Source organism: Sinorhizobium sp. (assembly GCF_059070375.1).
In genome coordinates, this window is record NZ_JCACWC010000003.1 from 187,608 (window position 1) to 209,488 (window position 21,881).

21 protein-coding genes and 1 pseudogene are annotated in these 21,881 nt (G+C 63.8%); 13 read left to right on the plus strand and 9 right to left on the minus strand.

Features of this window, described 5'->3' with window-relative positions; genetic code table 11:
- Positions 1-23: 23 nt before the first annotated feature.
- The 3 genes from AC5J09_RS12900 to AC5J09_RS12910 all read left to right on the plus strand — a co-directional run bounded on the left by AC5J09_RS12900 (position 24) and on the right by AC5J09_RS12910 (position 2,710).
- A complete protein-coding gene (locus tag AC5J09_RS12900) occupies positions 24-1,415 on the plus strand; it encodes a leucyl aminopeptidase family protein (RefSeq protein ID WP_324762656.1) in 1,392 nt (463 codons plus the stop codon).
- An 87-nt stretch (positions 1,416-1,502) separates the two neighbouring features.
- Complete coding sequence (locus AC5J09_RS12905) at positions 1,503-1,847, plus strand: MarR family transcriptional regulator (RefSeq protein WP_018093782.1); 345 nt, start codon at positions 1,503-1,505, stop codon at positions 1,845-1,847.
- A gap of 8 nt (positions 1,848-1,855) precedes the next feature.
- Entirely contained in the window at positions 1,856-2,710 is an 855-nt protein-coding gene (locus AC5J09_RS12910; protein WP_494297756.1) for a C40 family peptidase, read from the plus strand.
- Positions 2,711-2,949: 239 nt separating this feature from the next.
- On the opposite strand, the gene AC5J09_RS12915 is transcribed toward AC5J09_RS12910, so the two are convergent.
- From AC5J09_RS12915 to AC5J09_RS12935, 5 genes and pseudogenes are all read right to left on the minus strand, one after another.
- Complete coding sequence (locus AC5J09_RS12915) at positions 2,950-3,909, minus strand: 2-hydroxyacid dehydrogenase (RefSeq protein ID WP_494297757.1); 960 nt, start codon at positions 3,907-3,909, stop codon at positions 2,950-2,952.
- Positions 3,910-3,919: 10 nt separating this feature from the next.
- Positions 3,920-5,548, minus strand: coding sequence for an ABC transporter ATP-binding protein (locus AC5J09_RS12920; protein WP_100670054.1), 1,629 nt, complete (start codon positions 5,546-5,548; stop codon positions 3,920-3,922).
- A gap of 36 nt (positions 5,549-5,584) precedes the next feature.
- Positions 5,585-6,691: pseudogene (locus AC5J09_RS12925) on the minus strand (ABC transporter permease); the annotation flags it as partial.
- Positions 6,691-7,773, minus strand: coding sequence for a microcin C ABC transporter permease YejB (locus AC5J09_RS12930; RefSeq protein WP_379937176.1), 1,083 nt, complete (start codon positions 7,771-7,773; stop codon positions 6,691-6,693). The gene AC5J09_RS12930 and the pseudogene AC5J09_RS12925, both read right to left, overlap by 1 nt.
- A 180-nt stretch (positions 7,774-7,953) precedes the next feature.
- A complete protein-coding gene (locus AC5J09_RS12935) occupies positions 7,954-9,813 on the minus strand; it encodes an extracellular solute-binding protein (protein ID WP_411923551.1) in 1,860 nt (619 codons plus the stop codon).
- Positions 9,814-10,106: 293 nt separating this feature from the next.
- Here AC5J09_RS12935 and mepA point away from each other — a divergent pair, with 293 nt between their 5' ends.
- The 6 genes from mepA to AC5J09_RS12965 all read left to right on the plus strand — a co-directional run bounded on the left by mepA (position 10,107) and on the right by AC5J09_RS12965 (position 16,149).
- Positions 10,107-11,174: a penicillin-insensitive murein endopeptidase gene (gene mepA / locus AC5J09_RS12940; RefSeq protein WP_494297758.1), complete on the plus strand. Its 1,068-nt coding sequence runs from the start codon at positions 10,107-10,109 to the stop codon at positions 11,172-11,174.
- A gap of 112 nt (positions 11,175-11,286) precedes the next feature.
- Positions 11,287-11,667: a methylglyoxal synthase gene (locus AC5J09_RS12945; protein WP_018093790.1), complete on the plus strand. Its 381-nt coding sequence runs from the start codon at positions 11,287-11,289 to the stop codon at positions 11,665-11,667.
- Between the two features lie 47 nt (positions 11,668-11,714).
- On the plus strand, positions 11,715-12,734 hold the full coding sequence (locus AC5J09_RS12950; RefSeq protein WP_494297759.1) for a glucokinase: 1,020 nt from the start codon (positions 11,715-11,717) through the stop codon (positions 12,732-12,734).
- 108 nt (positions 12,735-12,842) lie between these two features.
- Positions 12,843-14,648, plus strand: coding sequence for an ABC transporter ATP-binding protein (locus AC5J09_RS12955; protein ID WP_100669905.1), 1,806 nt, complete (start codon positions 12,843-12,845; stop codon positions 14,646-14,648).
- Between the two features lie 16 nt (positions 14,649-14,664).
- Positions 14,665-15,483, plus strand: coding sequence for a 4-hydroxy-tetrahydrodipicolinate reductase (dapB, locus tag AC5J09_RS12960; RefSeq protein ID WP_494297760.1), 819 nt, complete (start codon positions 14,665-14,667; stop codon positions 15,481-15,483).
- 30 nt (positions 15,484-15,513) lie between these two features.
- A complete protein-coding gene (locus AC5J09_RS12965) occupies positions 15,514-16,149 on the plus strand; it encodes a 2,3-bisphosphoglycerate-dependent phosphoglycerate mutase (protein WP_018093794.1) in 636 nt (211 codons plus the stop codon).
- 107 nt (positions 16,150-16,256) lie between these two features.
- On the opposite strand, the gene AC5J09_RS12970 is transcribed toward AC5J09_RS12965, so the two are convergent.
- Together AC5J09_RS12970 and AC5J09_RS12975 are read right to left on the minus strand one after the other, a co-directional pair.
- Positions 16,257-17,129 (minus strand): methylated-DNA--[protein]-cysteine S-methyltransferase, encoded by an 873-nt coding sequence (locus tag AC5J09_RS12970; protein WP_494297761.1) that lies wholly within the window; start codon positions 17,127-17,129, stop codon positions 16,257-16,259.
- Positions 17,130-17,201: 72 nt separating this feature from the next.
- Positions 17,202-17,699: a DUF2244 domain-containing protein gene (locus tag AC5J09_RS12975; RefSeq protein ID WP_100669902.1), complete on the minus strand. Its 498-nt coding sequence runs from the start codon at positions 17,697-17,699 to the stop codon at positions 17,202-17,204.
- A gap of 22 nt (positions 17,700-17,721) precedes the next feature.
- On the opposite strand from AC5J09_RS12975, the gene nth reads away from it, so the two are divergent.
- Entirely contained in the window at positions 17,722-18,495 is a 774-nt protein-coding gene (nth, locus tag AC5J09_RS12980) for an endonuclease III (RefSeq protein ID WP_275597011.1), read from the plus strand.
- Here nth and AC5J09_RS12985 read toward each other — a convergent pair.
- On the minus strand, positions 18,489-19,082 hold the full coding sequence (locus tag AC5J09_RS12985; RefSeq protein ID WP_018093798.1) for a TetR family transcriptional regulator: 594 nt from the start codon (positions 19,080-19,082) through the stop codon (positions 18,489-18,491). The genes nth and AC5J09_RS12985 overlap by 7 nt on opposite strands.
- A gap of 67 nt (positions 19,083-19,149) precedes the next feature.
- On the opposite strand from AC5J09_RS12985, the gene AC5J09_RS12990 reads away from it, so the two are divergent.
- The 3 genes from AC5J09_RS12990 (at position 19,150) to AC5J09_RS13000 (ending at position 21,287) form a co-directional block, all read left to right on the plus strand.
- A complete protein-coding gene (locus tag AC5J09_RS12990) occupies positions 19,150-19,575 on the plus strand; it encodes a VOC family protein (RefSeq protein WP_494297762.1) in 426 nt (141 codons plus the stop codon).
- A gap of 139 nt (positions 19,576-19,714) precedes the next feature.
- The gene (locus AC5J09_RS12995; RefSeq protein ID WP_100669899.1) at positions 19,715-20,707 is read left to right on the plus strand and encodes an adenosine kinase; all 993 of its coding nucleotides are present in this window, start codon (positions 19,715-19,717) and stop codon (positions 20,705-20,707) included.
- 37 nt (positions 20,708-20,744) lie between these two features.
- Positions 20,745-21,287: a P-loop nucleotide/nucleoside kinase family protein gene (locus AC5J09_RS13000; RefSeq protein ID WP_494297763.1), complete on the plus strand. Its 543-nt coding sequence runs from the start codon at positions 20,745-20,747 to the stop codon at positions 21,285-21,287.
- On the opposite strand, the gene AC5J09_RS13005 is transcribed toward AC5J09_RS13000, so the two are convergent.
- Positions 21,280-21,783: an SH3 domain-containing protein gene (locus AC5J09_RS13005; protein ID WP_050563083.1), complete on the minus strand. Its 504-nt coding sequence runs from the start codon at positions 21,781-21,783 to the stop codon at positions 21,280-21,282. The two genes, AC5J09_RS13000 and AC5J09_RS13005, sit on opposite strands and share 8 nt — an antisense overlap.
- Between the last annotated feature and the right edge of the window lie 98 nt (positions 21,784-21,881).

Consider the following 21,881-nt stretch of genomic DNA (forward strand, 5'->3'; position numbering starts at 1 on the left):
GCATCCGCCAGTCGAGGATTCCAATGGCTCCCTATCAGTTTATCGAGCGGCCATCGCCGTTCAACACCAGCAACGGCAAGACGCTGCCGATCTTTGCGGTGACGCCCGCGCATATCGAGACGGGGAGCATCGATCCGATCGCGCTCGATTGGGCGAAAAAAGCCGGCTTCAAGGCGGAATCCGGCGCGGTGCTGCTCATCCCCTCGGCGGATGGTCATCTCGGAGGTGCGCTGTTCGGGCTCGGCGCCAACCCGTCAGACACGCCCTTCCTGACCGGCAAGCTCGCCCGGGCGCTCCCGGCCGGCAAATGGCACATCGAAACGGCGCCGCTCACCGCCAATCGGCTGGCTCTCGGCTACGGCCTCGGGTCCTACCGTTTCGAGCGCTACAAACCGGCGAAGACGGACGCGCCGACGCTGCTCATTCCGGCCGATTCGGATGCGACCGATATCAAGCGGCAGCTCGCCGGCGTTTTCCTGGCGCGCGACCTGATCAACACGCCGACCAACGATATGGGACCGGAAGCGCTGGAAGCTGCATTCCGGGCGCTGGCCGCCCATTACAAGGCCGACGTCTCGGTGATTTCCGGCGAAGCCCTGCTGACCGAGAACTTCCCGCTCGTCCACACGGTCGGCCGCGCCAGCGCCGAAGCGCCGCGGCTGCTTGAAATGCGCTGGGGCAGGAAGGGCCACCGGCAGGTGACGCTCGTCGGCAAGGGCGTCTGCTTCGACACCGGCGGGCTGGACATCAAACCGGCGTCCTCGATGCTGCTCATGAAGAAGGACATGGGCGGCGCTGCGAACGTCATGGGCCTTGCGCTGATGATCATGGATGCAAAGCTCAAGGTGGATCTGCGCGTGATCATTCCCGTGGTCGAGAATTCGATCTCGGCGAATGCCTTCCGTCCCGGCGACATCTACAAGAGCCGCAAGGGTCTGACCGTGCAGATCGACAACACCGACGCGGAGGGACGGCTGATCCTCGCCGATGCTCTCGCCTATGCGGACGAGGAGAAGACGGACCTCGTCATCGACATGGCGACCCTGACGGGCGCCGCCCGCGTGGCGCTGGGGCCGGACCTGCCGCCTTTCTTCACCGACGACGATGACCTCGCCCATGATCTTGCCGAAGCGAGCCTGACCGTGGACGATCCGGTCTGGCGGATGCCGCTCTACAGGGGCTATGACAAGGATGTTTCCGCCCGCATCGCCGATCTCACCAACGCCCCCTCGGGCGGCATGGCCGGTTCGATCACGGCGGCGCTGTTCCTCAAGCGTTTCGTGACGAACGCGAAAAGCTGGGTCCATTTCGACATCTTCGGCTGGGCCCAGTCCGAGCGCCCGCATTCGCCCATCGGCGGTGAAGCTCAGGCGATCCGGGCGCTTTACCATCACATCGGCAGGATAGCGGGGTAGCTATTCGCGCAATGGAGCCGTAAAGAAACGCTTGCGTAACGATCGCCGGCTATGCTCCCGGACACGTGATCCACGCAGGAGTTTCCTTTGCCGGTCGAACTTACCCCTTCTCAGGCGCTGGGGCTCTGGCATGCCGTGTCGCTCGAACAGGTGCGCGTCGACAGCCGCGATCTGACCTTGCGCCAGATGGCGATCCTGTTACAGATTTACCTGGTGCCGCCGCCCCATACGGTGCGCGGCCTCGCCGCGGCGCTCGGGGTGACGAAGCCGGTGATCACGCGCGCGCTCGACACCATGGGTGCGCTCGGCCTCGTCGACCGGATCCGCGACGAGCGCGACAGGCGCAACGTCATCATCAAGCGCACCGTCGAGGGCGCGCTTTATCTTGAAAAGTTCGGCGATCTGATCATCGATCAGGGCCGGAAAATGTGAGCTTATCCATGTCAGAGGTCCTCGACCGCCGCCTGAATGCCTATCGCGAGGATCTCGCGGAGGAACGCCTGCGCGGCATGGTCGAGGCAAAGCGCTTCGTGGAAGGCACGCCGGCGGCCGTATCCGTGCCGGTGACGCCGCTGCGGTCGAGGCCGGAGGCCGGCTGCGGTACCGATACGGAGCTTCTCTATGGCGAGACGGTGCGCGTGCTCGACGTCGCCGACGGATGGGCGTGGGTGAAGTCCGATCTCGACGGCTATGTCGGCTACGTACCGGAGGATGTGGTGCAGCCCCCGCAAGCGCCGGCGACGCACCTCGTGGCGGTGCCGAGGACCTTCGTCTATCGCGGCGCGGATCTGCGCTTTCCCCAGGCCTTTGCCCTTTCTATGGGAAGCCGGATCGCCGTCTCCGGTGAGGCCGAGACGCGCGGCACGCGCTATTTTCTGCTGGATGGCGGGCTGGCGATCGTCGCCGATCACTGCATCCCCGCAACCGGCGCGCTTACGGATGATTATGTCGCAATCGCGACCCGCTTTCTCGAAACGCCCTATCTCTGGGGCGGCCGCTCCGGCTTCGGCATAGACTGTTCCGGCCTCGTGCAACTCGCGATGCAGATGGCGGGGCGCAATGCGCCGCGCGATTCCGACATGCAGGCAAGCGGACTCGGCCGCCTCATAGAGCGCGAAGATCTCGCGCGCGGAGACCTCGTCTTCTGGAAGGGCCATGTGGCGATCATGGAAGACGAGAAGACCCTGGTGCATGCCAACGGACACACGATGACGGTGGCGCGCGAAGGTCTCGAAGATGCCATCCGGCGCATCGCGTGGCTTTACGCGCAGCCGACGGGATACCGGCGGCCCTGATCCCTGGATCGTCCGGCTTTCTTGAGCCGCGGCCGCCCCTCATCCGCCTGCCGGCACCTTCTCCCCGCAGGCGGGGAGAAGGGAATCGCGGATTCGCCTTCCCACCATCTCCACAGGCGCGCCGTGCCCCTCACCCTAACCCTCTCCCCGCATGCGGGGAGAGGGTTAGGGTGAGGGGCGGTCGTCCCCGCGCGCGGGGAGAGGGTAAGGCTGAGCGGCGGTCGCCGCGCGCCGCGAAATCAATAGCCGGCTACCTTATCCACCACATGCTCGAGGGGCAGCCCGCGCTCGAAGCGCGCGATCTGCTGCTCCACATGCACAAAGAGCGCCCTGACGTCGGAAGAAGCGGCGACATGCGGCGTCACATACACACCCGGCATGTCCCAGAAGCGGCTTTCCGGGGAGAGCGGCTCCTGTTCGAAGACGTCGAGCGATGCGCCTCCGAGAACACCGGAATCGAGGCAGTCCAGAATGTCGGCCTCGACCTGACTGCCGCCACGGCCGGCATTGATGAAAACGGGCGCTCCGAACGGCCCCTTCCGGCTGAGCTTGGCGAAGAGGGCGGCGTTGAAGATACCCTTGGTATCCGGCGTCAGCGGCAGCAGGCCGACGAGAAAATCCGTCCTGCCGAGAAATGCGTCCAGTCCGGCGGCGTCGTAGGTCTCTACACCCTCGACCACCCGTTTGCTTCGCGACCAGCCTATCACCTTGAAGCCCATCACGGCGAGCTTGCGGGCGGAGTCCTGGCCAAGCACGCCCATGCCCATGATGCCGACCGTCACGTCGGCTGCTTCCGGCTGGCTGAGGTCGCGCCATTCGTGCTTCTTCGCCAGCGCCTCGTAGGCGCGGTGCTGGCGAAGATGCAGGAGGCACTGCATCACCACCCACTCGCTCATCCGCGTCGTCAGCGTCCGGTCGACGAAGCGCACCAGGGGCACGTCCGGCAGGCCCGGCAGCGTCAGCACGTGGTCGACGCCGGCGCCGCCGGAAAAGACCACCTTGAGGTCGGGCGCGCGGGAGAAGAGGTCCGGCGCGGATTTCCAGACCACCGCATAGTCGATGCCGGAGAGGTCGCGCCCCTGATGCGTCGGGTCGGCGAGATCGATCACCTCGCGGCCGGGAAAGGCGCCCGCAAGGGCGGATTCGACCTCCTCGGGGATGAATTTCAGGTCGACGATTACGGGGCTTTTGGCGGACATGGACGCAACTCTACTGATGAATGGCGGCGAGATTGACCGCTTCGAGGTTGAAGGCGGCGGCCATCAGCGCCTTGGTATAATCTTCCGCCGGCGCCTCGAAGATGCGCTCGGCGGGTCCCTGTTCCACGACCTTGCCGAGCCGCATGACGATCACTTCGTTCGCGAGCGCGCGCACGACCCTGAGGTCATGGCTGATGAAGAGATAGGCGAGATTGTGCTTGCGCTGGAGATCGCGCAGGAGATCGACCACCTGGGCCTGCACGCTCATGTCGAGGGCGGAGGTCGGCTCGTCGAGCATGACGAACTGAGGTTTCAGCACCATCGCCCGGGCGATCGCGATGCGCTGGCGCTGGCCGCCGGAAAATTCGTGCGGATAGCGCCAGCGCGTCGCGGGATCGAGGCCGACCTCTTCCAGTGCTGCGGCGACGCGCTGATCACGCTCGCCGTCCGTCAGCGCCTTTTCGTGGATCTTCAAACCCTCGCCGATAATATCGGCGATCGACATGCGCGGGCTCAGCGATCCGTAAGGGTCCTGAAACACCACCTGCATCCGGTTTCTGAGCGGCCGCATCTCGCGGAAACTGTAGGCGTCGATGTCTTCCCCGACGAAGGCGATGCGGCCCTTGGACGAGATCAGTCGCGTCAGCGCAAGGCCAAGCGTCGTCTTGCCGGAACCGGACTCGCCGACCACGCCCAGCGTCTGGCCGGCGCGGAGCGTCAGGTCGATGCCGTCCACCGCCTTGACGTGGTCGACCACCCGGCGCAGGAAGCCCGCCTTGATGGGAAACCAGACTTTCATGTCCTTGGCTTCGATCACGATCGGCCTGGAGGCGTCCGAGGGCGGCGGTTCGCCCCGCGGTTCGGAGGCAAGCAGGTGGCGGGTATAGGCGTGCTGCGGATTGGCGAAGATCTCGGCGGTCGGTCCGGTCTCGACGATCTTGCCCTTGGTCATGACGCAGACCCGATCGGCGATCTTGCGGACGATGCCGAGGTCGTGGGTGATGAACAGCATGGACATGCCGTGCTCGTCCTTGAGCGACTTCAAGAGCTCGAGGATCTGCGCCTGCACCGTGACGTCGAGCGCCGTCGTCGGCTCGTCGGCGATCAAGAGCTCCGGCCGGTTGGCGAGAGCCATGGCTATCATCACGCGCTGGCGCTGGCCGCCCGAAAGCTGATGCGGGTAGGCGCCGAGCCGCTTCTCCGCTTCGCGAATGCCGACCTGCTCGAGGAGCTCCAGCGTTCTCGCGCGGGCGGCCGCACCCTTGAGTTGCTGATGGATTTCCAGGATTTCGCCGATCTGCTGCTCGATCGTGTGCAGCGGATTGAGCGATGTCATCGGCTCCTGGAAGATCATGGTGACGTCGTTGCCGCGGACATGCCTGAGCTCGTCGTCGCTCGCCTTCAGGAGATCCTTCCCGTTGAAGAGGATTTCGCCGCTCGGATGGCTTGCGGCGGGGTAGGGCAGGAGCTTCAGGATCGAGTTGGCGGAGACGGATTTGCCCGAGCCGGACTCTCCGACCAGCGCCACGGTCTCGCCGCGCCTGATGTCGAAGGAGATGCGGTCGACAGCAAGCGAGGTTTCGCCGCCCTGGTGGAAGGCGACGGAGAGGTCGCGCACGGAAAGGAGGGTATCTGTCATCGTCGCGCTCACCGGAACGTCTTTCTCGGGGTCGAAGGCGTCGCGCGTCGCCTCGCCGACGAAGATCAAAAGCGACAGCATGATCGACATGGCGAAGAAGGCGGTCAGCCCCAGCCACGGCGCCTGCAGGTTGGACTTGCCCTGCGCGATCATCTCGCCGAGCGACGGGGAACCCGGAGGCATGCCGAAGCCGAGAAAGTCGAGCGAGGTGAGCGTGGTGATCGAGCCCGAAAGAATGAAGGGCAGGAAGGTGAGCGTCGCCACCATCGCGTTCGGCAGCAGGTGACGGTACATGATGGTGCCGTTGCCGACGCCGAGCGCGCGCGCCGCGTTGACATATTCGAAATTGCGGGCGCGCAGGAATTCGGCCCTGACGACGCCGACGAAACCGACCCAGGAAAAGAGCAGCATGATGCCGAGCAGGATGAAGAAGCCCGGCGGCAGGATGGCGGCGATGATGAGCAGGATGTAGAGCACCGGCATCGACGACCAGATCTCGATGAAGCGCTGCATGAGCAGATCGGTCCAGCCGCCGAAATAACCCTGCACGGCACCGGCCGAAACCCCGATCACCGCCGAGGCGATGGTCAGCGCGAGACCGAATAGGACCGAGATGCGAAAACCGTAGATCATCCGCGCCATCACGTCGCGGGCCTGGTCGTCGGTGCCGAGCCAGTTCAGGTTGCCGGCTATGCATCCGGGGTCGTCGACCCCTTGCGGATAGGCGGAGCAGCGCTCTTCTTCGCTCATCAGCCAGAAAGGGGGCGTCGGCGCCGAATGGGGGATGCTGGAGTTGACCGTCTGGTAGGAATAGCGGATCGGCGGCCAGACCATCCAGCCGTTCGCCTCGATCTCGTCGCGGACGAAATCGGACCGATAGTCGGTCTCGGCGAGGAAGCCGCCGAATTTCTCTTCCGGATAATCGATCAGCACCGGAATCAGGATCTCGCCCTTGTAGGAGGCGAGGATCGGCTTGTCGTTGGCGATGAATTCCGCAAACAGACTGAGGCCGAAGAGGAGAAGGAAGAGCCAGAGAGACCAGTAGCCGCGGCGGTTGGCCTTGAAATTCTGCCAGCGGCGGCGCCCGATCGGCGTGAGCCAGCCCTTTTCCGGCGCGCCGGCATAGGCGGTAGCGGTGCTCATCAGACGTCCCTCCGCTCGAAATCGATGCGCGGGTCGACCCAGGTGTAGATGAGGTCCGAGACGAGGCTGACGACAAGGCCCATCAGCGAGTAGATGAAGAGGGTCGCGAAGACGATGGGATAGTCGCGTTTGACGACCGCGTCATAGCCGAGCCGCCCCAGCCCATCGAGCGAGAATATGTATTCGATGAGCAGCGACCCGGTGAAGAAGGCGGAGATGAAGGCGCCGGGAAAGCCCGCAATGATGATCAGCATCGCATTGCGGAACACATGTCCGTAGAGAACGCGCCGCTCGGTCAGGCCCTTGGCCCGCGCCGTCGTCACATATTGTTTCTTGATCTCGTCGATGAAGGAATTCTTGGTGAGCAGCGTCGTGGTCGCGAAGGCGGAGAGCAGAAGCGTGATCAGCGGCAGCGTCATGTGCCAGAAATAATCGAGGATCTTCTCGTACCAGGGAAGCTGGTCGAAATTGTCGGAGACGAGGCCGCGCAGGGGGAACCAGTCGAAGAAGGATCCGCCCGCAAAAAGCACGATCAGGAGAATGCCGAAGAGGAAACTCGGCACAGCATAGCCGACGATGATGACCCCGGAGGTCCAGACGTCGAAGGTGGAACCGTCGGAGACCGCCTTCCTGATGCCGAGCGGGATCGAGATCGCATAGGAAAAGATCAGGATCCAGACCCCGAGCGAGATCGAAACCGGCATTTTCTGGATGATGAGGTCGATGACCGGCGTATTGCGGAAGAAGCTCTCGCCGAAGTCGAAGCGGATATAATCCCACATCATCGTGACGAAGCGCTCGAGCGGCGGCTTGTCGAAGCCGAACTGCTTTTCGAGCTTGGCGATGAAATCGGGATCGAGCCCTTGCGCCCCGCGATACTGCCCGCCATCGCCACCGCCGATCGGCATGAGGTCGCCGGCATTGCCGGAAAGCCTGTCGGAGCCGGCCGCGTTGGTGAGGTCGGAGATCACCTGCTCCACCGGCCCGCCCGGCGCGAACTGCACCACGGCGAAGGAGATGGCCATGATGCCGACGATCGTCGGGATCATCAGCAGGAGCCGGCGCAGGATATAAGCACCCATCAGGCGAACCTCTGGATCGACGAATTGCTGGCGAAGCAGACCGGCGCAGCGTCGACTGGAATTGCTCTAATGTGCCTCAAATCCTGCATCTCCCAGCGGCTGCGGCCTCTGCGGAGCCGTTCATGTTTCGTGATTCGTTTCCCGCATTTGGAATCGAGACAGCTCCTGAGCGCAAGAGCTTCATTTTGCAGCCGCGTTTTTCGACCACCACGAATCCGGGAAATCCATCCCGTAATAGGGAAGCTCCTTCGGGCGTGCCAGGTGGTTCCAGTAGGCAACGCGCAAGGCCTTCGAGTAGAAAAGCGGCACGACGTAGTGATGCGCGAGAAGCACGCGGTCGAGCGCCCGTGTCGTCGCGACCAGCTCCTCGCGGTTCGGCGCGAAGACGATTCTCCGGATAAGTTCGTCAATTGCCGGATCAGCGATGCCGGCATAGTTTCTGGATCCCGGCTGGTTGACTGAGGCCGAACCCCAATAGTCGCTCTGTTCGTTGCCGGGCACGAGCGTTTGTGCCCAGATGCCGTAGATCATGTCATAGTCGTAACTTCTGACGCGGTTGGTGTATTGCGAGTCGTCGACGGTGCGGATGCGAGCATCTATCCCGATCTTCCTTACGCTGTTCACGAACGGTGTGACCGTTCGTTCGAAGGAAGGATTGGACAGAAGGATCTCGAAGCTGAACGGCTCCCCGGTCTTCGCGTTCACCAACCGGCTGCCCTTCAGTTCGTAACCCGCCTCCTTGAAGAGTGCGAGCGCCGTGCGCAGGTTGTCGCGCACCTTTTGGGGATCGCCGTTGACAGGGTTCTTGTAGGGTGTGGTGAAAACGGCGGCAGGAACCTTGTCTTTCAGTTCTTCAAGGATTTCTTTCTCGCGTCCTTCGGGCAGGCCGGAGGAGGCAAGCTCCGTGCCCCAGAAATAACTGTCGACGCGCTGAAACGCGTTGTGTGCGAGGCTGCGATTCAGATCCTCGAAGTCGAAGGCGTAGTTCAACGCTTCGCGCACCCGCTGGTCCTTGAATTTTTCGCGGCGCATATTGGGTACGAAGGCCTGCATTATGCCGGTAGCGCGCAACGGGTTTTCGATCTCCTCTCGGATCACCCGGCCGTCTTTCATCGCTGGAAAGTCGTAGGCCGTGGCCCAATGGCTTGCGCTGTTGTCCTGATAGAAATCGACATTGCCGGCACGGAAGGCCTCGAACTGCACGCTCCTGTCGCTGAAGAAGGCGTAATTGATGGTGCGGAAATTATATCGGCCGACATTCACGTTGAGATCCTTGCCCCAATAGTCGTCCCGCAATTCAAAGCGGATCGAGCCGCCCGCCTGGAACGAGGCGATCTTGTAGGGGCCGGAGCCCATGACCGGCTCCAGCGTCGTGCGGCTGATATCGCGCTTGCTCCCCTTGGCGTCCTGCCCTTCCCACCAGTGCTTCGGCAGGATCGGAAACTGGCCGAGAATGTTCGGCAGTTCGTGGTTATTCTTCTCGTCGAAACGGAAGGTGACCTCGCGTTCGCCTGTCTTTTCCGCCGAAATAACGTGGCGATAGTAGTTGGAAAAAAGCGGATTGTGCTCTTTCACCATGTTGAAGGAGAAGACGACATCCTCCGGGGTCACCGGTTTGCCGTCTGCCCACTTGGCCTCTGCCCGCAGGCGAAAAGTGGCGGAGGAGATATCGGCGGGATATGAGATCGCCTCTGCGAGCAGGCCGTAGGATGTGGTGATCTCGTCCTCGGCGGATTTCAGGAGCGTTTCGAAGACCAGCGAAGAAAGGCCGGTCGCCACCTCACCCTTGGCGAGGATCGGGTTGAACGAGTCGAACGTCCCGTTCTCCGAGAGCCGCAGCTCTCCGCCCTTTGGAGCATCCGGATTGACGTAATCGAAGCGCGGGAAGCCGTCCTTGTATTTGGGTTCTCCGACCGACGACGTAGCGTGGCGCCAGACGGGCTGTTCCTCGGCGTTGGACGCAGGAGGAACGAGGAGAAGCGCTGCTGTCAGAAACGAGGCCGCGAGGCCAGGCTTCACGGTCCTGCAGAAGTTTGGCATCCGGCCGGTACCCCTTTTTGTTTCAATGTTCTTTTTTAACGAACATAGGCGAAATCAGGGCAATTGACAGAACCTGCCCAAAATCAGGCGAAATTCTTCGGTCACATCCCGGTGAGTCGCAAGGCTGCTGCAACCGCGGCGAATCAGGATAGGAGAGGGCGGCGGACAGAGAGCGCCGCGCGTCCTGCCAGAAGCGCAAAGGTCGCTGCAACGCTTCAGGCTGCCGCATGTTTTTGTCCTTTGATCGGGACGAGCAAGAAAACATTCGGTAAAGCAAGGTTATGGGGAATGGAATGAGATTTGATGCGCGGGCTGCGCTTCGGCGCTGCGGTTCGACCGTCCTGGCTCTGATCATGGGGGTGAGCCTCGTCTCCGCCGAGGCGGCTGCAAACGACGCTCCCCCGGCCAAGGAACTCTTCGGCGCCAAGGACTTGCCGATGCAGGCGGCGCCGGCTTCGTTCGGCTTCTACTCCAAGGGCTGCCTTGCCGGCGGGGTCGCCATCCCCACCGACGGCCCGACTTGGCAGGCGATGCGCCTGTCGCGAAACCGCCGCTGGGGGCATCCCGCGATGATCGCTCTGATCGAGCGCTTCTCCCACGATGCCGTCGAGAAGATCGGCTGGCCCGGCCTTCTGCTCGGCGACATCTCGCAGCCGCGCGGCGGACCCATGCTTTCGGGTCACGCTTCGCATCAGATCGGGCTCGATGCGGATATCTGGCTGACGCCGATGCCGCAGCGGACGCTGAGCTACCAGGAGCGGGAGACGATTTCCGCGACGTCCATGCTCGACAAGAGCAAGTTCCTGACGGTCGATCCCTCCATCTGGACACCCTCTCACGCCCGGCTGATCATGATGGCGGCGAGCTATCCGCAGGTCGAGCGGGTCTTCGTCAACCCGGCCATCAAGAAAAAGCTATGTGAAACCTGGAAGGGCGACCGCTCGGCGCTCGGCAAGGTCCGGCCGATCTACGGCCACGACTATCATTTCCACATCCGGATCAAATGCCCTGACGGCTCCAAGGGCTGCAAGGACCAGGCCGTGGTTCCGGCGGGTGACGGCTGCGACAAGTCGCTCGCCTGGTGGTTCACGGACGAGCCCTGGGCAAAGCCGACCCAAAAGCCGGCCGCGAAGCCGCAGAAGCCGAAATTCGCGACTCTCGCCGATCTGCCGAAGGCCTGCGCCCTCGTGCTGAACGGTCCGGCACCCGCTTCCGAACAGGAGGTAACCTACGGCACGGCCTATCGCGCTCCTGCCGCCATTCCGGCTGCCGCGACCAGCATAGAGGCCGTAATCAGCGCGGCAGGCGAAGGGCTGCCCGCGAACATTCCCGTACCCCTGCCGCGGCCGGGCCTGCAGTAGCGCCATTGCAATTTGTCGATGCTCATGTATAGGCGTTCAATCGATTTAAATCGGTTCGCATGAGTGCGCCTGCCGCATCTGTGCGTCTTGAACCTTGCCCGGGGGCTCTCGCATGGCAGATCGGAAATGTCTCGCCCTGATCGCCCATGATCAGAAGAAGGATGACCTCGCGTCTTTTGCCAAGGCGAACGAGGCGGTCCTCTCCAAGTGGAAGATCGTCGCCACGGGGACGACCGGCGGACGTGTCCTCGACGTGTGTCCGGCGCTCGACATCGTCCGGCTGAAGAGCGGTCCGCTCGGCGGCGACCAGCAGATCGGCGCGCTGATCGCCACGGGGGACGTGGACTGCCTGATCTTCTTCGTCGATCCGTTGACGGCCATGCCGCACGACGTCGACGTCAAGGCACTGATGCGGCTCGCGATCGTGTATGACATCCCTATGGCGCTCAACCGCGCGACTGCCGAGCAGTTGATCGACTTCAGGCGCAACTGATACATAAACCCCGGACATTCACGCCGCGATCAGGACGGACCTCTGCCATGCCCAATGCGAGTGAACACAGCTTTCCCTTCCCGATCCTGATCGGCGACATCGGCGGCACCAATGCCCGGTTCGCATTGCTCATCGACGCCTACGGCGAACCGAAGCAGCTTGCCCCGATCAGAACGGGCGATTTCGCCACGATCGAGGAGGCGATGCAGAAAAGCATCCTCGACAAGACCTCCGTCCAGCCGCGCTCGGCGATCCTCGCCGTAGCCGGGCCGATCAAGGGCGACGAGATACCGCTGACGAATGCCGGCTGGGTGATTCGCCCGAAAGACATGCTGGCCAGCCTCGGACTGGAGGACGTGCTGGTCATCAACGACTTCGAGGCCCAGGCGCTCGCCATTGCCGCGCCGGCCGATCAGGATGTCGTTCAGATTGGCGGCGGCGCCGTCCGGCCCTTCCATTCGCGCGTCGTGCTCGGCCCGGGTACCGGTCTGGGCGTCGCTGGACTGGTCTATGCGCAGCATACCTGGATACCCGTGCCCGGCGAGGGCGGCCATGTCGATATTGGCCCCCGAACGGAGCGCGACTTCCGGATCTGGCCCTTCCTCGAACCGATCGAGGGACGTATGGCCGGCGAGCAGATCCTGTGCGGCCGCGGCATCATGAATCTCTATCGCGCGGTCTGCGCGGCCAATGGCGAGGAAGCGGTTCTTGCGGATCAGGCGGCAGTGACGACGAGCGCCCTGTCCGGCGCCGATGCGGCGGCGGTCGAAACCGTGTCGCTCTTTGCCACCCATCTCGGGCGCGTTGCCGGCGACATGGCGCTGATCTTCATGGCGCGCGGCGGGGTGTTCCTTGCCGGCGGCATTTCGCAAAAAATACTGCCGGCACTGACGAAGCCCGAATTTCGCGCGGCCTTCGAGGACAAGGCGCCGCATTCGGCGTTGATGCGGACGATTCCGACCTTCGCCGTCATTCACCCCATGGCGGCGCTCTCCGGCCTCGCGGCCTTTGCCCGCACGCCGAGGGACTTCGGTGTTGCAATGGAGGGACGCCGCTGGAGAAGGTGACGCTGCGGCCGGCGCAGAGACTCGCCAAAACGGCAGCAAAGCACTATAGAGCCCCCGAAAGCGATGCCGGGGTGCGGTACGCGAGCGGGCTCAGGGAAGACGGGCTTATTGAACGCCAAGGATAGAAACAAGCGCGCAGTCGATTCCGAAACGATCACGGGAATCCTGAGGCGCGTCATCGCCGAGAACGGCCGCGACCACATTCGTGGCTATGCTTTCGCAATCGCATGCCTTGTCGTGGTGGCGGCGACGACCGGCTTCACCGCCTGGATCATGGAGGCGGTCGTCAACGAGGCTTTCGCCAACAGGCGCGCCGACATCGTGCTCCTGATCTGCGGTGCGATCTTCGCCGCCTTCGTCCTCAGGGGGCTTGCGACCTACGGGCAGGCGGTCGCCCTTTCCAAGATCGGCAACAACATCGTGGCGCGCTATCAGCGCCGCCTTTATGCGCATCTGATGGCGCTCAGCGTCGGCTATTTCCACGAGCACCGCTCGGCCCAGCTCGCCGCCAAAGTCAGCCAGAACGTCAGCGGCATCCGCGACGTGCTCAACATGACGGTCACGTCCGTCGCCCGCGACCTCCTGACGCTGATCGGCCTGGTCGTGGTCATGTTCAGCAAGGACTGGCTCCTGTCGCTGATCGTCTTCTTCGTCGCGCCGCCATTGCTCCTCGGGCTCCGCTACATTTCCAGGCGCCTGCGCCTGGCGACGCGCGAAGCCGTCGAGGTCAACAGCCGGGTTCTCGGCGCCATGCAGGAGACCATCCAGGGCATCACCATCGTCAAGGCCTTCACGATGGAGAACGAATTGCGGCGCAAGGTCGAGTCGATCATCGATCGTGCCGAGAACCGGGCAAACCGCATCGCGCGCCTGAGCGAGCGCACGGCGCCGATGACCGAGACCTTCGCGGGACTGGCGATCTCCAGCGTGCTTGCCTATGCGGCCTTCCGCACGATCTATCACAACGTGCCGCCCGGAGCGTTCTTCGCCTTCGTCACCGCCCTGCTCATGGCCTATGATCCGGCTCGCCGTCTCGCGCGCCTGCAGGTTTCGCTGGAACGCGCGGCCGTCAATGCCCGCATGATCTACGAGATCCTCGATACGGTGCCGCACCAGCGCGACCGTCCGGACGCCACCGAGCTGAGGCTCGGCGAGGCGACCGTCGAATTGCGCGACGTGCGCTTCGCCTATGGCACCGGCGACGAGATACTCAAAGGCGTCAGCTTCCGTGCGGAGGGCGGCAAGACCACCGCTCTCGTCGGCCCCTCGGGCGCCGGCAAGTCGACGATCATCAGCCTGATCCCGCGCTTCTACGATCCGATGTCCGGCGAGATCCTGATCGACGGCCAGAATATCGCTGGCGTCACCAAGCAATCGCTTCGAGCCGGCCTCGCCTATGTCTCGCAGCAGCCCTATCTCTTCGAAGGCTCGATCCGCGACAACATCCGCTACGGCCGGCCCGATGCGACCGATGCCGAGATCGAGGAAGCGGCCCGGCTGGCCTATGCGCATGATTTCATTCTGGCGCAGCCGCAGGGCTACGATACGCCCGTCGGCGAGCATGGCGTGACGCTTTCCGGCGGCCAGCGTCAGCGCCTGTCGATCGCCCGCGCGCTCGTCCGCAACGCGCCCGTCCTGCTGCTGGACGAGGCGACATCGGCGCTCGACACCGAGTCGGAAGCGGCCGTCCAGAAGGCACTCGAAGAGGCGATGAGCGGCCGCACCGTCATCGTCATCGCGCACAGGCTTTCCACCGTCGTCAACGCCGACAAGATCGTCGTCATGAAGGAGGGTACCGTCGTCGAGGAGGGCTCCCATGAGGAGCTTGCGCGGCGTCCGGACGGTCTTTACGCTCGCCTCCACAATCTCCAGGGCAGCGGAGCGGATACGGTCGCCGAGGCCCAGATTCTGTAGCACAAGGGATTTTCAGATGAACGAAACGGACATGAAGCTCGTTGTGGTCGGCGCGGCCGGCCGTATGGGCCAGACATTGATCCGGATCATTCACGAGACGGCCGGGGTGAGCCTTCATGCCGCGATCGAGCGGACCGGATCGCCCTTTATCGGCCGGGATGCCGGCGAGCTTGCCGGTGTCGGCCCGATGGGGGTCGCCGTTACCGACAAGCCGCTCGAGGCCTTCGTCGGGGCCGAGGGCGTCCTCGACTTCACGGCCCCCGCCGCCACGGTGGAATTCGCCGGCCTCGCGGCGCAGGCACGCATCGTCCACGTGATCGGCACGACCGGCTGCTCGGCGGATGACGAGGCGAAGATCCGCGCCGCCGCCCGTCATGCCCGCGTCGTCAAGTCGGGCAATATGAGCCTCGGCGTCAACCTTCTCGGCGTGCTTACGGAAAAGGCGGCGCGTGCGCTTCCGGGCCGGGGTTGGGACATAGAGATCCTCGAAATGCACCACAAGCACAAGGTCGATGCGCCCTCGGGCACAGCGCTGCTTCTTGGCGAAGCGGCGGCCAAGGGGCGCGGAATCGGTCTTGCGGATCACTCCGTGCGGGTCCGCGACGGCCACACCGGTGCGCGGCCCGAAGGGTCAATCGGTTTTGCGACGCTTCGCGGCGGCTCCGTCATCGGCGAGCACTCGGTTGTGATTGCCGGAGAGGGTGAGATTGTCACGCTTTCGCACAGCGCGACCGACCGCTCCATCTTCGCCCGCGGCGCCGTCGCTGCCGCCCTCTGGGGCCGGAGCCAAAAGCCCGGCCTTTACTCAATGCTCGACGTTCTCGGGCTCGACTGACATCCGATAGTTCACAATGAGGAAATCGAAATGAGCGGCACCCTCGTCCTTGTCCGGCACGGCCAGAGCGACTGGAACCTGAAGAACCTCTTCACCGGCTGGCGCGATCCCGACCTCACCGAGCTCGGCATCGAGGAGGCAAAGGCCGGCGGCAAGGCGCTTGCCGATTACGGCATCAAGTTCGACATCGCATTCACCTCCGTCCTCATCCGGGCCCAGCGTACCTGCCAGCTCGTCCTCGACGCCGTCGGCCAGTCATCGCTCGAAACGGTCCGCGACCAAGCCTTGAACGAGCGCGACTACGGCGACCTCTCCGGTCTCAACAAGGACGATGCCCGGGCGAAATGGGGCGAAGAACAGGTCCATATCTGGCGCCGCTCCTACGACGTGCCGCCGCCCGGCGGCGAGAGCCTGCGCGACACCGGCGCGCGCGTCTGGCCCTATTACCTGACCGACATCCTGCCGCGCGTGCTTTCGGGCGAGAAGGTGCTCGTCGCCGCCCATGGCAACTCGCTACGCTCTCTCGTCATGGTGCTGGACAAGCTGACCAAGGAGCAGATCCTCAAGCTCAATCTCGCGACCGGAGTGCCGATGGTCTACAAGCTGAACGCGGATTCGACGGTCGCTTCGAAGGAAGTGCTCGGGGATATGTCCGGGGCGCATTGAGGGCGCTTGATGGCAGGGGTTTTAACCCCTCCCGAGCCCCTCCCCAAAAGGGGCAGGGGTTCGCGAGGGGCCCTGTTTCCTACCCCATCATACCAGGAATGCTCCCTTCAAGCCTTCCCGGCCTCCCAGCCGAGGATCGCGCGCTTGCGCGTCAGGCCCCAGTGATAGCCGGTGAGATCGCCGGTCTTGCCGAGCGCACGGTGGCAGGGGACGACGAAGGAGATCGGGTTGCGCCCGACCGCGGCGCCGACCGCACGCGAGGCCGTCGGCTGGCCGAGGTTTTCGGCGATCCTGGAATAGGTCGTGGCCTTGCCGAGCGGAATCTGCAGCAGGGTCTGCCATACGCGGATCTGGAAATCCGAACCGATCAGGAAAATCCGGAGCGGCTCTTCCGCGCACCAGCGGTCGGGGTCGAAAATGCGTGCCGCATAGCGCGCCGTCGCCGCGCTGCCCTCGACATAGACGGCGTTCGGCCACCGGGTGGCCATGTCTTCGAAGCTCGCGCGCTCCTCGCCCGAATCGGCGAAGGCAAGGCCGGCGAGGCCGCGGTCGGTCACCATCACCAGGGCCGTGCCGAAGGGCGAGGGGTGAAAGCCGTAGCGGATGGTGAGGCCGGCGCCGCGCGCCTTCCACTCGCCGGGCGACATGGCCTCATGGGTGACGAAAAGATCGTGCAGCCGGCTCGGACCTGACAGACCGACCTCGATGCTGGTCTCGAGCAAGGGCATGTCTTCCTGGCGCAGGAGCCGCTTGGCATGATCGAGGGTGACCGCCTGCAGGAAGGCCTTCGGCGAAAGCCCGGCCCAACGGGTGAAGACTTTCTGGAGCTGCGTTGGCGACTGGCCGAGGCGCCGGGCGAGCGACTCGAGCGAGGGCTGCTCGCGATAGTCTTCGGTCAGCATCGCGATCACACGTCTGACCGTGTCGTAGTCGGTGCCTTCCGGGGTGATGTCGGTGGGAATGGATGTAACGACGTTCATGATCATCTCCTTGTGCCACAGATAATCATGCAGGCGATGCTATAACCACCCGATTCTTGTCGGCCAACCGGCTCAACGCGACCTGGCGGTCGCCAGCGCCCGGGCGAAGGCGACGGCGAAGGTTTCGCGGTCGTCGCGGTTGAGAAAGGAGCCGATATCGGTCTGCCGGCCGCCGCCACTGATTTTCATCGACACGATGCCGATCTCCTGATGACGCTTGATGCTGAAGCGCGCCCAGAAGGTGTTGAAGCGGTGCTCGATCATCCTCCCCGAGGGCGCGAACTTCCTGACCGACACGTCGGTGCGCGAAACGCTGACCTCCTCGCGGGCCCGCGCAGTGTGGTAGTTGAGCCAGAAGGCACCGAAGAGCAGGATGAAATCGAGGCCGAAGAAAAAGACGACCGGCCAGGCGCCGATGACCAGAAACACAACGATGTGCATCAGGCTCATGATGCCGGCGATCATCAGGAAAATCTTGAGGCCCCTATGTCCCAGCGAGCGGTAGGGGGTGAGTTCGGCCGCAAAAATCGGCTCGTCATCGATGTTTGGCGCAGCGTTGCCTTTGATCATGACCCTTGACTATAGATGCAGCATGAAAAACGTGAAGCTCAAATCGCCACCACAAGCGCCGAAGCCGGCGAAAGCGACAACGCGCCGCACGGGGCCGCGCAGTGCCTACCGCAGGGCGGAAGTCGAGGAAATCTTCCGCCGATTTTCGGTGCAGCGTCCGGAACCGAAGGGCGAGCTCGAGCACGTCAATCCGTTCACGCTCGTCGTGGCGGTCGCTCTCTCGGCGCAGGCGACGGATGCCGGCGTCAACAAGGCGACCCGGCAGCTCTTCGCTGTCGCCGATACGCCGGAAAAGATGCTGGCGCTCGGCGAGGAACGGGTTCGCGATTATATCAAGACGATCGGCCTCTACCGCAACAAGGCGAAAAACGTCATCGCTCTCTCCGAGAAGCTCATCACCGACTTCGGCGGCGAGGTGCCGCGCACGCGCGAGGAGCTCGTGACGCTGCCCGGCGTCGGGCGAAAGACCGCCAATGTCGTGCTCTCCATGGCCTTCGGCCAGCCGACGATGGCCGTCGACACCCATATCTTCCGCATCGCCAACCGTATCCGTCTTGCGCCGGGCAAGACGCCGGACGAGGTGGAGGCCCACCTCCTGCGGGTGATCCCCGACCACTATCTGCTCCACGCCCATCACTGGCTGATCCTGCACGGCCGCTACGTCTGCAAGGCGCGCCGGCCGGAATGCGAGCGCTGCGTAATAGCGGACCTCTGCAAATCGCCGGAAAAGACCTGCGACATCCCGGCCCCGCTCGTGGAATTGCCGCCGCAAGCGATCTCGCTCGCCGCTCATTGAGCGATCAGGCGATCGATCAGCCTGTCGATGGCGTAGGCATAGTCGGCCCGTGCGGCGCCCGCATCGATCTCGAGCGCAGCGCGGTCGAAGGCGGCCGATAACAGGAATGCCATCGCCTTGACCGTCTTCTCCTCCAGGCGGTGCGGAGCCATGGCGGCAGCGAGGCCTTCCTCCAGCGTTCTGCCGCCATGGGCGGCGTCGAGAGCCGCCATTTCGGTGACGCCCAGCACGGCCGGCCCGTCGAGCAACAGCAGGCGTACCCTGCCCGGAACGGCCATGGCGTCGAAATAGCCCGCCGCTCCTGCAAGGAGTGCCTCACGGGGTGGGAGGGGAGCACCGGCCAATTGCTCGATCGTCGCCGCGACGTCACGTGCTTCCCGTTCGACGATCGCCCGAAACAGCGCCTTCTTGTCCTCGAAGTGGTGATAGAGCGCGCCGCGCGTTAGCCCGGCTGCGGCAACGATGTCCGGCGTCGCCGTTTCGGCGTAGCCTCTGGAGACGAAGAGCGCGCGTGCGGCATCAAGGATCGCCGTGCGGGTGGCATCGGAGCGCTCCCGGTTGGAGCGTCTTGGTTCTTTCTGTTGCATACATGCAGCCTGTATGTTATTGAACGGATACATGCAGATTGTATGTTATCGAAAAACGGGGGGAAAGATGAAATCGACAACCTATTACCCGGTGATCATGACGCAGGACGTTCGGCAGACGGCGGATTTCTACGTCAAGCATCTAGGCTTCGAGGCGCTTTTCGCGAGCGATTGGTACATGCACCTCCAGTCGACCGAAAACGATCATGTGACGCTCGCGGTGCTCGATTACCGTCATGAGACGGTGCCCGAACGGCACCGGGCACCGGTGCAGGGCCTGCTCCTGAATTTCGAGGTGGAAGATCCCGATCGGCTCTATGCCACGATGCGTGACGCGGGCCTGCCCATCCTCAAGCCGATCTGCGACGAAGACTTCGGCCAGCGTCATTTCATCACGGCAGATCCGAACGGCGTGATGATCGACATCATTAAACCGATCCCGCCAAGCGCCGAATTCGCCGCCGCCTATGACGCAAAGGCGCTGCCGACGTGATCGTCGGCATCCCCTGAATTCCGCCGCATGCGGGAGCCTTCCCGCATTTGAAGAAGCGCATAACGCTGTTGCGTCTTCCAAATGACCGGAAAACCGCTATTAACGAACACCGGTCACCAAGGAAACCCGGACGGAGTTCATGGCAAAATACGACGTTCTGACGATCGGCAACGCGATCGTCGATATCATTGCGCGCTGCGATGACAGCTTTCTCGAAGAAAACGGCATCATCAAGGGCGCGATGAACCTCATCAATGCCGATCGCGCCGAACTGCTCTATTCGAGAATGGGACCGGCGGTCGAAGCCTCCGGCGGCAGCGCCGGCAATACGGCGGCAGGCGTCGCGAGCCTCGGCGGCCGCGCCGCCTATTTCGGCAAGGTCGCCGACGACCAGCTCGGCGAAATCTTCACCCATGATATCCGCGCACAGGGCGTCCATTTTCAGACGAAGCCGCTCGACGGCCATCCCCCGACGGCCCGCTCGATGATTTTCGTGACCGAGGACGGCGAGCGCTCGATGAACACCTATCTCGGCGCCTGCGTCGAGCTCGGCCCGGAGGACGTCGAGGACGACGTCGTCGCCCAGTCGAAGGTCACCTATTTCGAAGGCTATCTGTGGGACCCGCCACGTGCCAAGGATGCGATCCGCGAAGCGGCGCGCATCGCCCACGCCCATGGGCGGGAAACGGCGATGACGCTGTCCGACAGTTTCTGCGTGCATCGCTACCGCAGCGAGTTTCTCGAACTCATGCGCTCGGGCACGGTCGATATCGTCTTCGCCAACCGGCAGGAGGCGCTCGCGCTTTACGAGACCGAGGACTTCGATCGCGCGCTCGAGCTGCTGGCCAAGGACTGCAAGCTTGCGGCGGTCACGCTGAGCGAGGAAGGATCCGTTGTCGTGCGCGGCGCTGAGCGCGTACGCGTCGGCGCGAGCGTTCTGGAGCAGGTGGTCGACACCACCGGCGCCGGCGATCTCTATGCCGCCGGCTTCCTCTTCGGCTATACCAGCGGCCGCTCGCTCGAGGAGTGCAGCAGGCTCGGCAATCTGGCAGCCGGTATCGTCATAGGCCAGATCGGCCCGCGGCCGCTGGTCTCGCTTGCAACCGCTGCCCGGCAGGCAGCTCTCGTCTGAGGCGCTCGTCCGACCGGCCAATCGAAAGCCCGCGTTCATGCTCATCATCTTGGGAGGCTTGCCCGGATCCGGGAAGACGACGATTGCTCGCGCTTTGGCGAAGCGATTGCGCGCGGTGCATGTGCGCGTCGATACGATCGAGCAATGCATCCGGGTTTCGGGCGGTCCGGGCTCCGACGTCGGGGCCGCAGGATATGTAGCGGCCTACGGGGTGGCTGAAGACAACCTCACGCTCGGCCACACCGTCGTCGCGGATTCCGTCAATGGCCTGGGTGTGACGCGGGAGGCCTGGCTCGCCGTGGCAGACCGATCGGCGGCACGGGCGGTCGAGGTGGAGGTCGTCTGCTCGGACAAGGCGGAACATCGCCGGCGCGCGGAAACCCGGCTTTCCGACGTACCGGGTCTGACGAAACCAAGCTGGGAAGAGATTAGCGATCGCGTTTACGAAGATTGGGGATCGCGACCCCTCGTCATCGACACCGCGAAGAAGAGCCCCGACGAGCTTGTCGCCGATCTCATTTCGAAGCTCGAACGCCAGAAACGGGGAGCTGACGCCCTCCCTCCCGCACCGCTTACTTGAAGGCCTCGCCGGGATAGGCGCCCCAGATCTCGCTCTGGGCAATCCAGCCTTCGACCCCTTGCGTGTCGGCATGGCACCAGTCGCCGTTGCATTCGCCGATGTGCAGCATGACGCCTGGTTCGACGCGCGCGACGATCGGCGCCGTGCTCTGCGGATCGCGCCGCATGTTGACGAAAACTCCCTCTCCCTTGCTGCGCATCCACGGGGCGGCCAGTGCCGTGCGGTCGCCGGAGAGAAGCGCCTGGTTGACCCAGCCCTCGGTTCCGTCGGCGTCGCGGATACGGCGCCAGTTGTCATATTCCTGGATGATCTCGACCGGCACGCCGGATTTGAGATAGCGGAACGCCACCGCATAGTCGACGCTCGGGCCGATTCTCAAGTTCACGCTTTTCGCCTTCAGGCTGACGAAGCGGGGGAGGGGAAGGCCGCTCGGCCCCTTCGCCGCCTGCGCCTGGGCGGTGCCGGCCGTCAAGACCGCTCCGAGCAAGGCTGCCATCGTGAGGGTGGAAACTCGTGAAATGAAGTGACGCATGACGAAGCTCATCTTCCGAAGGTAAGCAGGGCTTGGCGCAAGCCCTTGCGGTGCTGACCGGC

What these genes read in the sequence shown, in the direction of transcription:
- AC5J09_RS12900 (WP_324762656.1), top strand. Translation starts at nt 24, where the DNA reads ATGGCTCCCTATCAGTTTATCGAGCGGCCATCGCCGTTCAACACCAGC.
- AC5J09_RS12910 (WP_494297756.1), top strand. Translation starts at nt 1,856, where the DNA reads ATGTCAGAGGTCCTCGACCGCCGCCTGAATGCCTATCGCGAGGATCTC.
- AC5J09_RS12915 (WP_494297757.1), bottom strand. Translation starts at nt 3,909, where the DNA reads ATGTCCGCCAAAAGCCCCGTAATCGTCGACCTGAAATTCATCCCCGAG.
- AC5J09_RS12920 (WP_100670054.1), bottom strand. Translation starts at nt 5,548, where the DNA reads ATGACAGATACCCTCCTTTCCGTGCGCGACCTCTCCGTCGCCTTCCAC.
- AC5J09_RS12930 (WP_379937176.1), bottom strand. Translation starts at nt 7,773, where the DNA reads ATGGGTGCTTATATCCTGCGCCGGCTCCTGCTGATGATCCCGACGATC.
- AC5J09_RS12935 (WP_411923551.1), bottom strand. Translation starts at nt 9,813, where the DNA reads ATGCCAAACTTCTGCAGGACCGTGAAGCCTGGCCTCGCGGCCTCGTTT.
- mepA (WP_494297758.1), top strand. Translation starts at nt 10,107, where the DNA reads ATGAGATTTGATGCGCGGGCTGCGCTTCGGCGCTGCGGTTCGACCGTC.
- AC5J09_RS12945 (WP_018093790.1), top strand. Translation starts at nt 11,287, where the DNA reads ATGGCAGATCGGAAATGTCTCGCCCTGATCGCCCATGATCAGAAGAAG.
- AC5J09_RS12950 (WP_494297759.1), top strand. Translation starts at nt 11,715, where the DNA reads ATGCCCAATGCGAGTGAACACAGCTTTCCCTTCCCGATCCTGATCGGC.
- dapB (WP_494297760.1), top strand. Translation starts at nt 14,665, where the DNA reads ATGAACGAAACGGACATGAAGCTCGTTGTGGTCGGCGCGGCCGGCCGT.
- AC5J09_RS12965 (WP_018093794.1), top strand. Translation starts at nt 15,514, where the DNA reads ATGAGCGGCACCCTCGTCCTTGTCCGGCACGGCCAGAGCGACTGGAAC.
- AC5J09_RS12970 (WP_494297761.1), bottom strand. Translation starts at nt 17,129, where the DNA reads ATGAACGTCGTTACATCCATTCCCACCGACATCACCCCGGAAGGCACC.
- AC5J09_RS12975 (WP_100669902.1), bottom strand. Translation starts at nt 17,699, where the DNA reads ATGATCAAAGGCAACGCTGCGCCAAACATCGATGACGAGCCGATTTTT.
- nth (WP_275597011.1), top strand. Translation starts at nt 17,722, where the DNA reads ATGAAAAACGTGAAGCTCAAATCGCCACCACAAGCGCCGAAGCCGGCG.
- AC5J09_RS12985 (WP_018093798.1), bottom strand. Translation starts at nt 19,082, where the DNA reads ATGCAACAGAAAGAACCAAGACGCTCCAACCGGGAGCGCTCCGATGCC.
- AC5J09_RS12990 (WP_494297762.1), top strand. Translation starts at nt 19,150, where the DNA reads ATGAAATCGACAACCTATTACCCGGTGATCATGACGCAGGACGTTCGG.
- AC5J09_RS12995 (WP_100669899.1), top strand. Translation starts at nt 19,715, where the DNA reads ATGGCAAAATACGACGTTCTGACGATCGGCAACGCGATCGTCGATATC.
- AC5J09_RS13000 (WP_494297763.1), top strand. Translation starts at nt 20,745, where the DNA reads ATGCTCATCATCTTGGGAGGCTTGCCCGGATCCGGGAAGACGACGATT.
- AC5J09_RS13005 (WP_050563083.1), bottom strand. Translation starts at nt 21,783, where the DNA reads ATGGCAGCCTTGCTCGGAGCGGTCTTGACGGCCGGCACCGCCCAGGCG.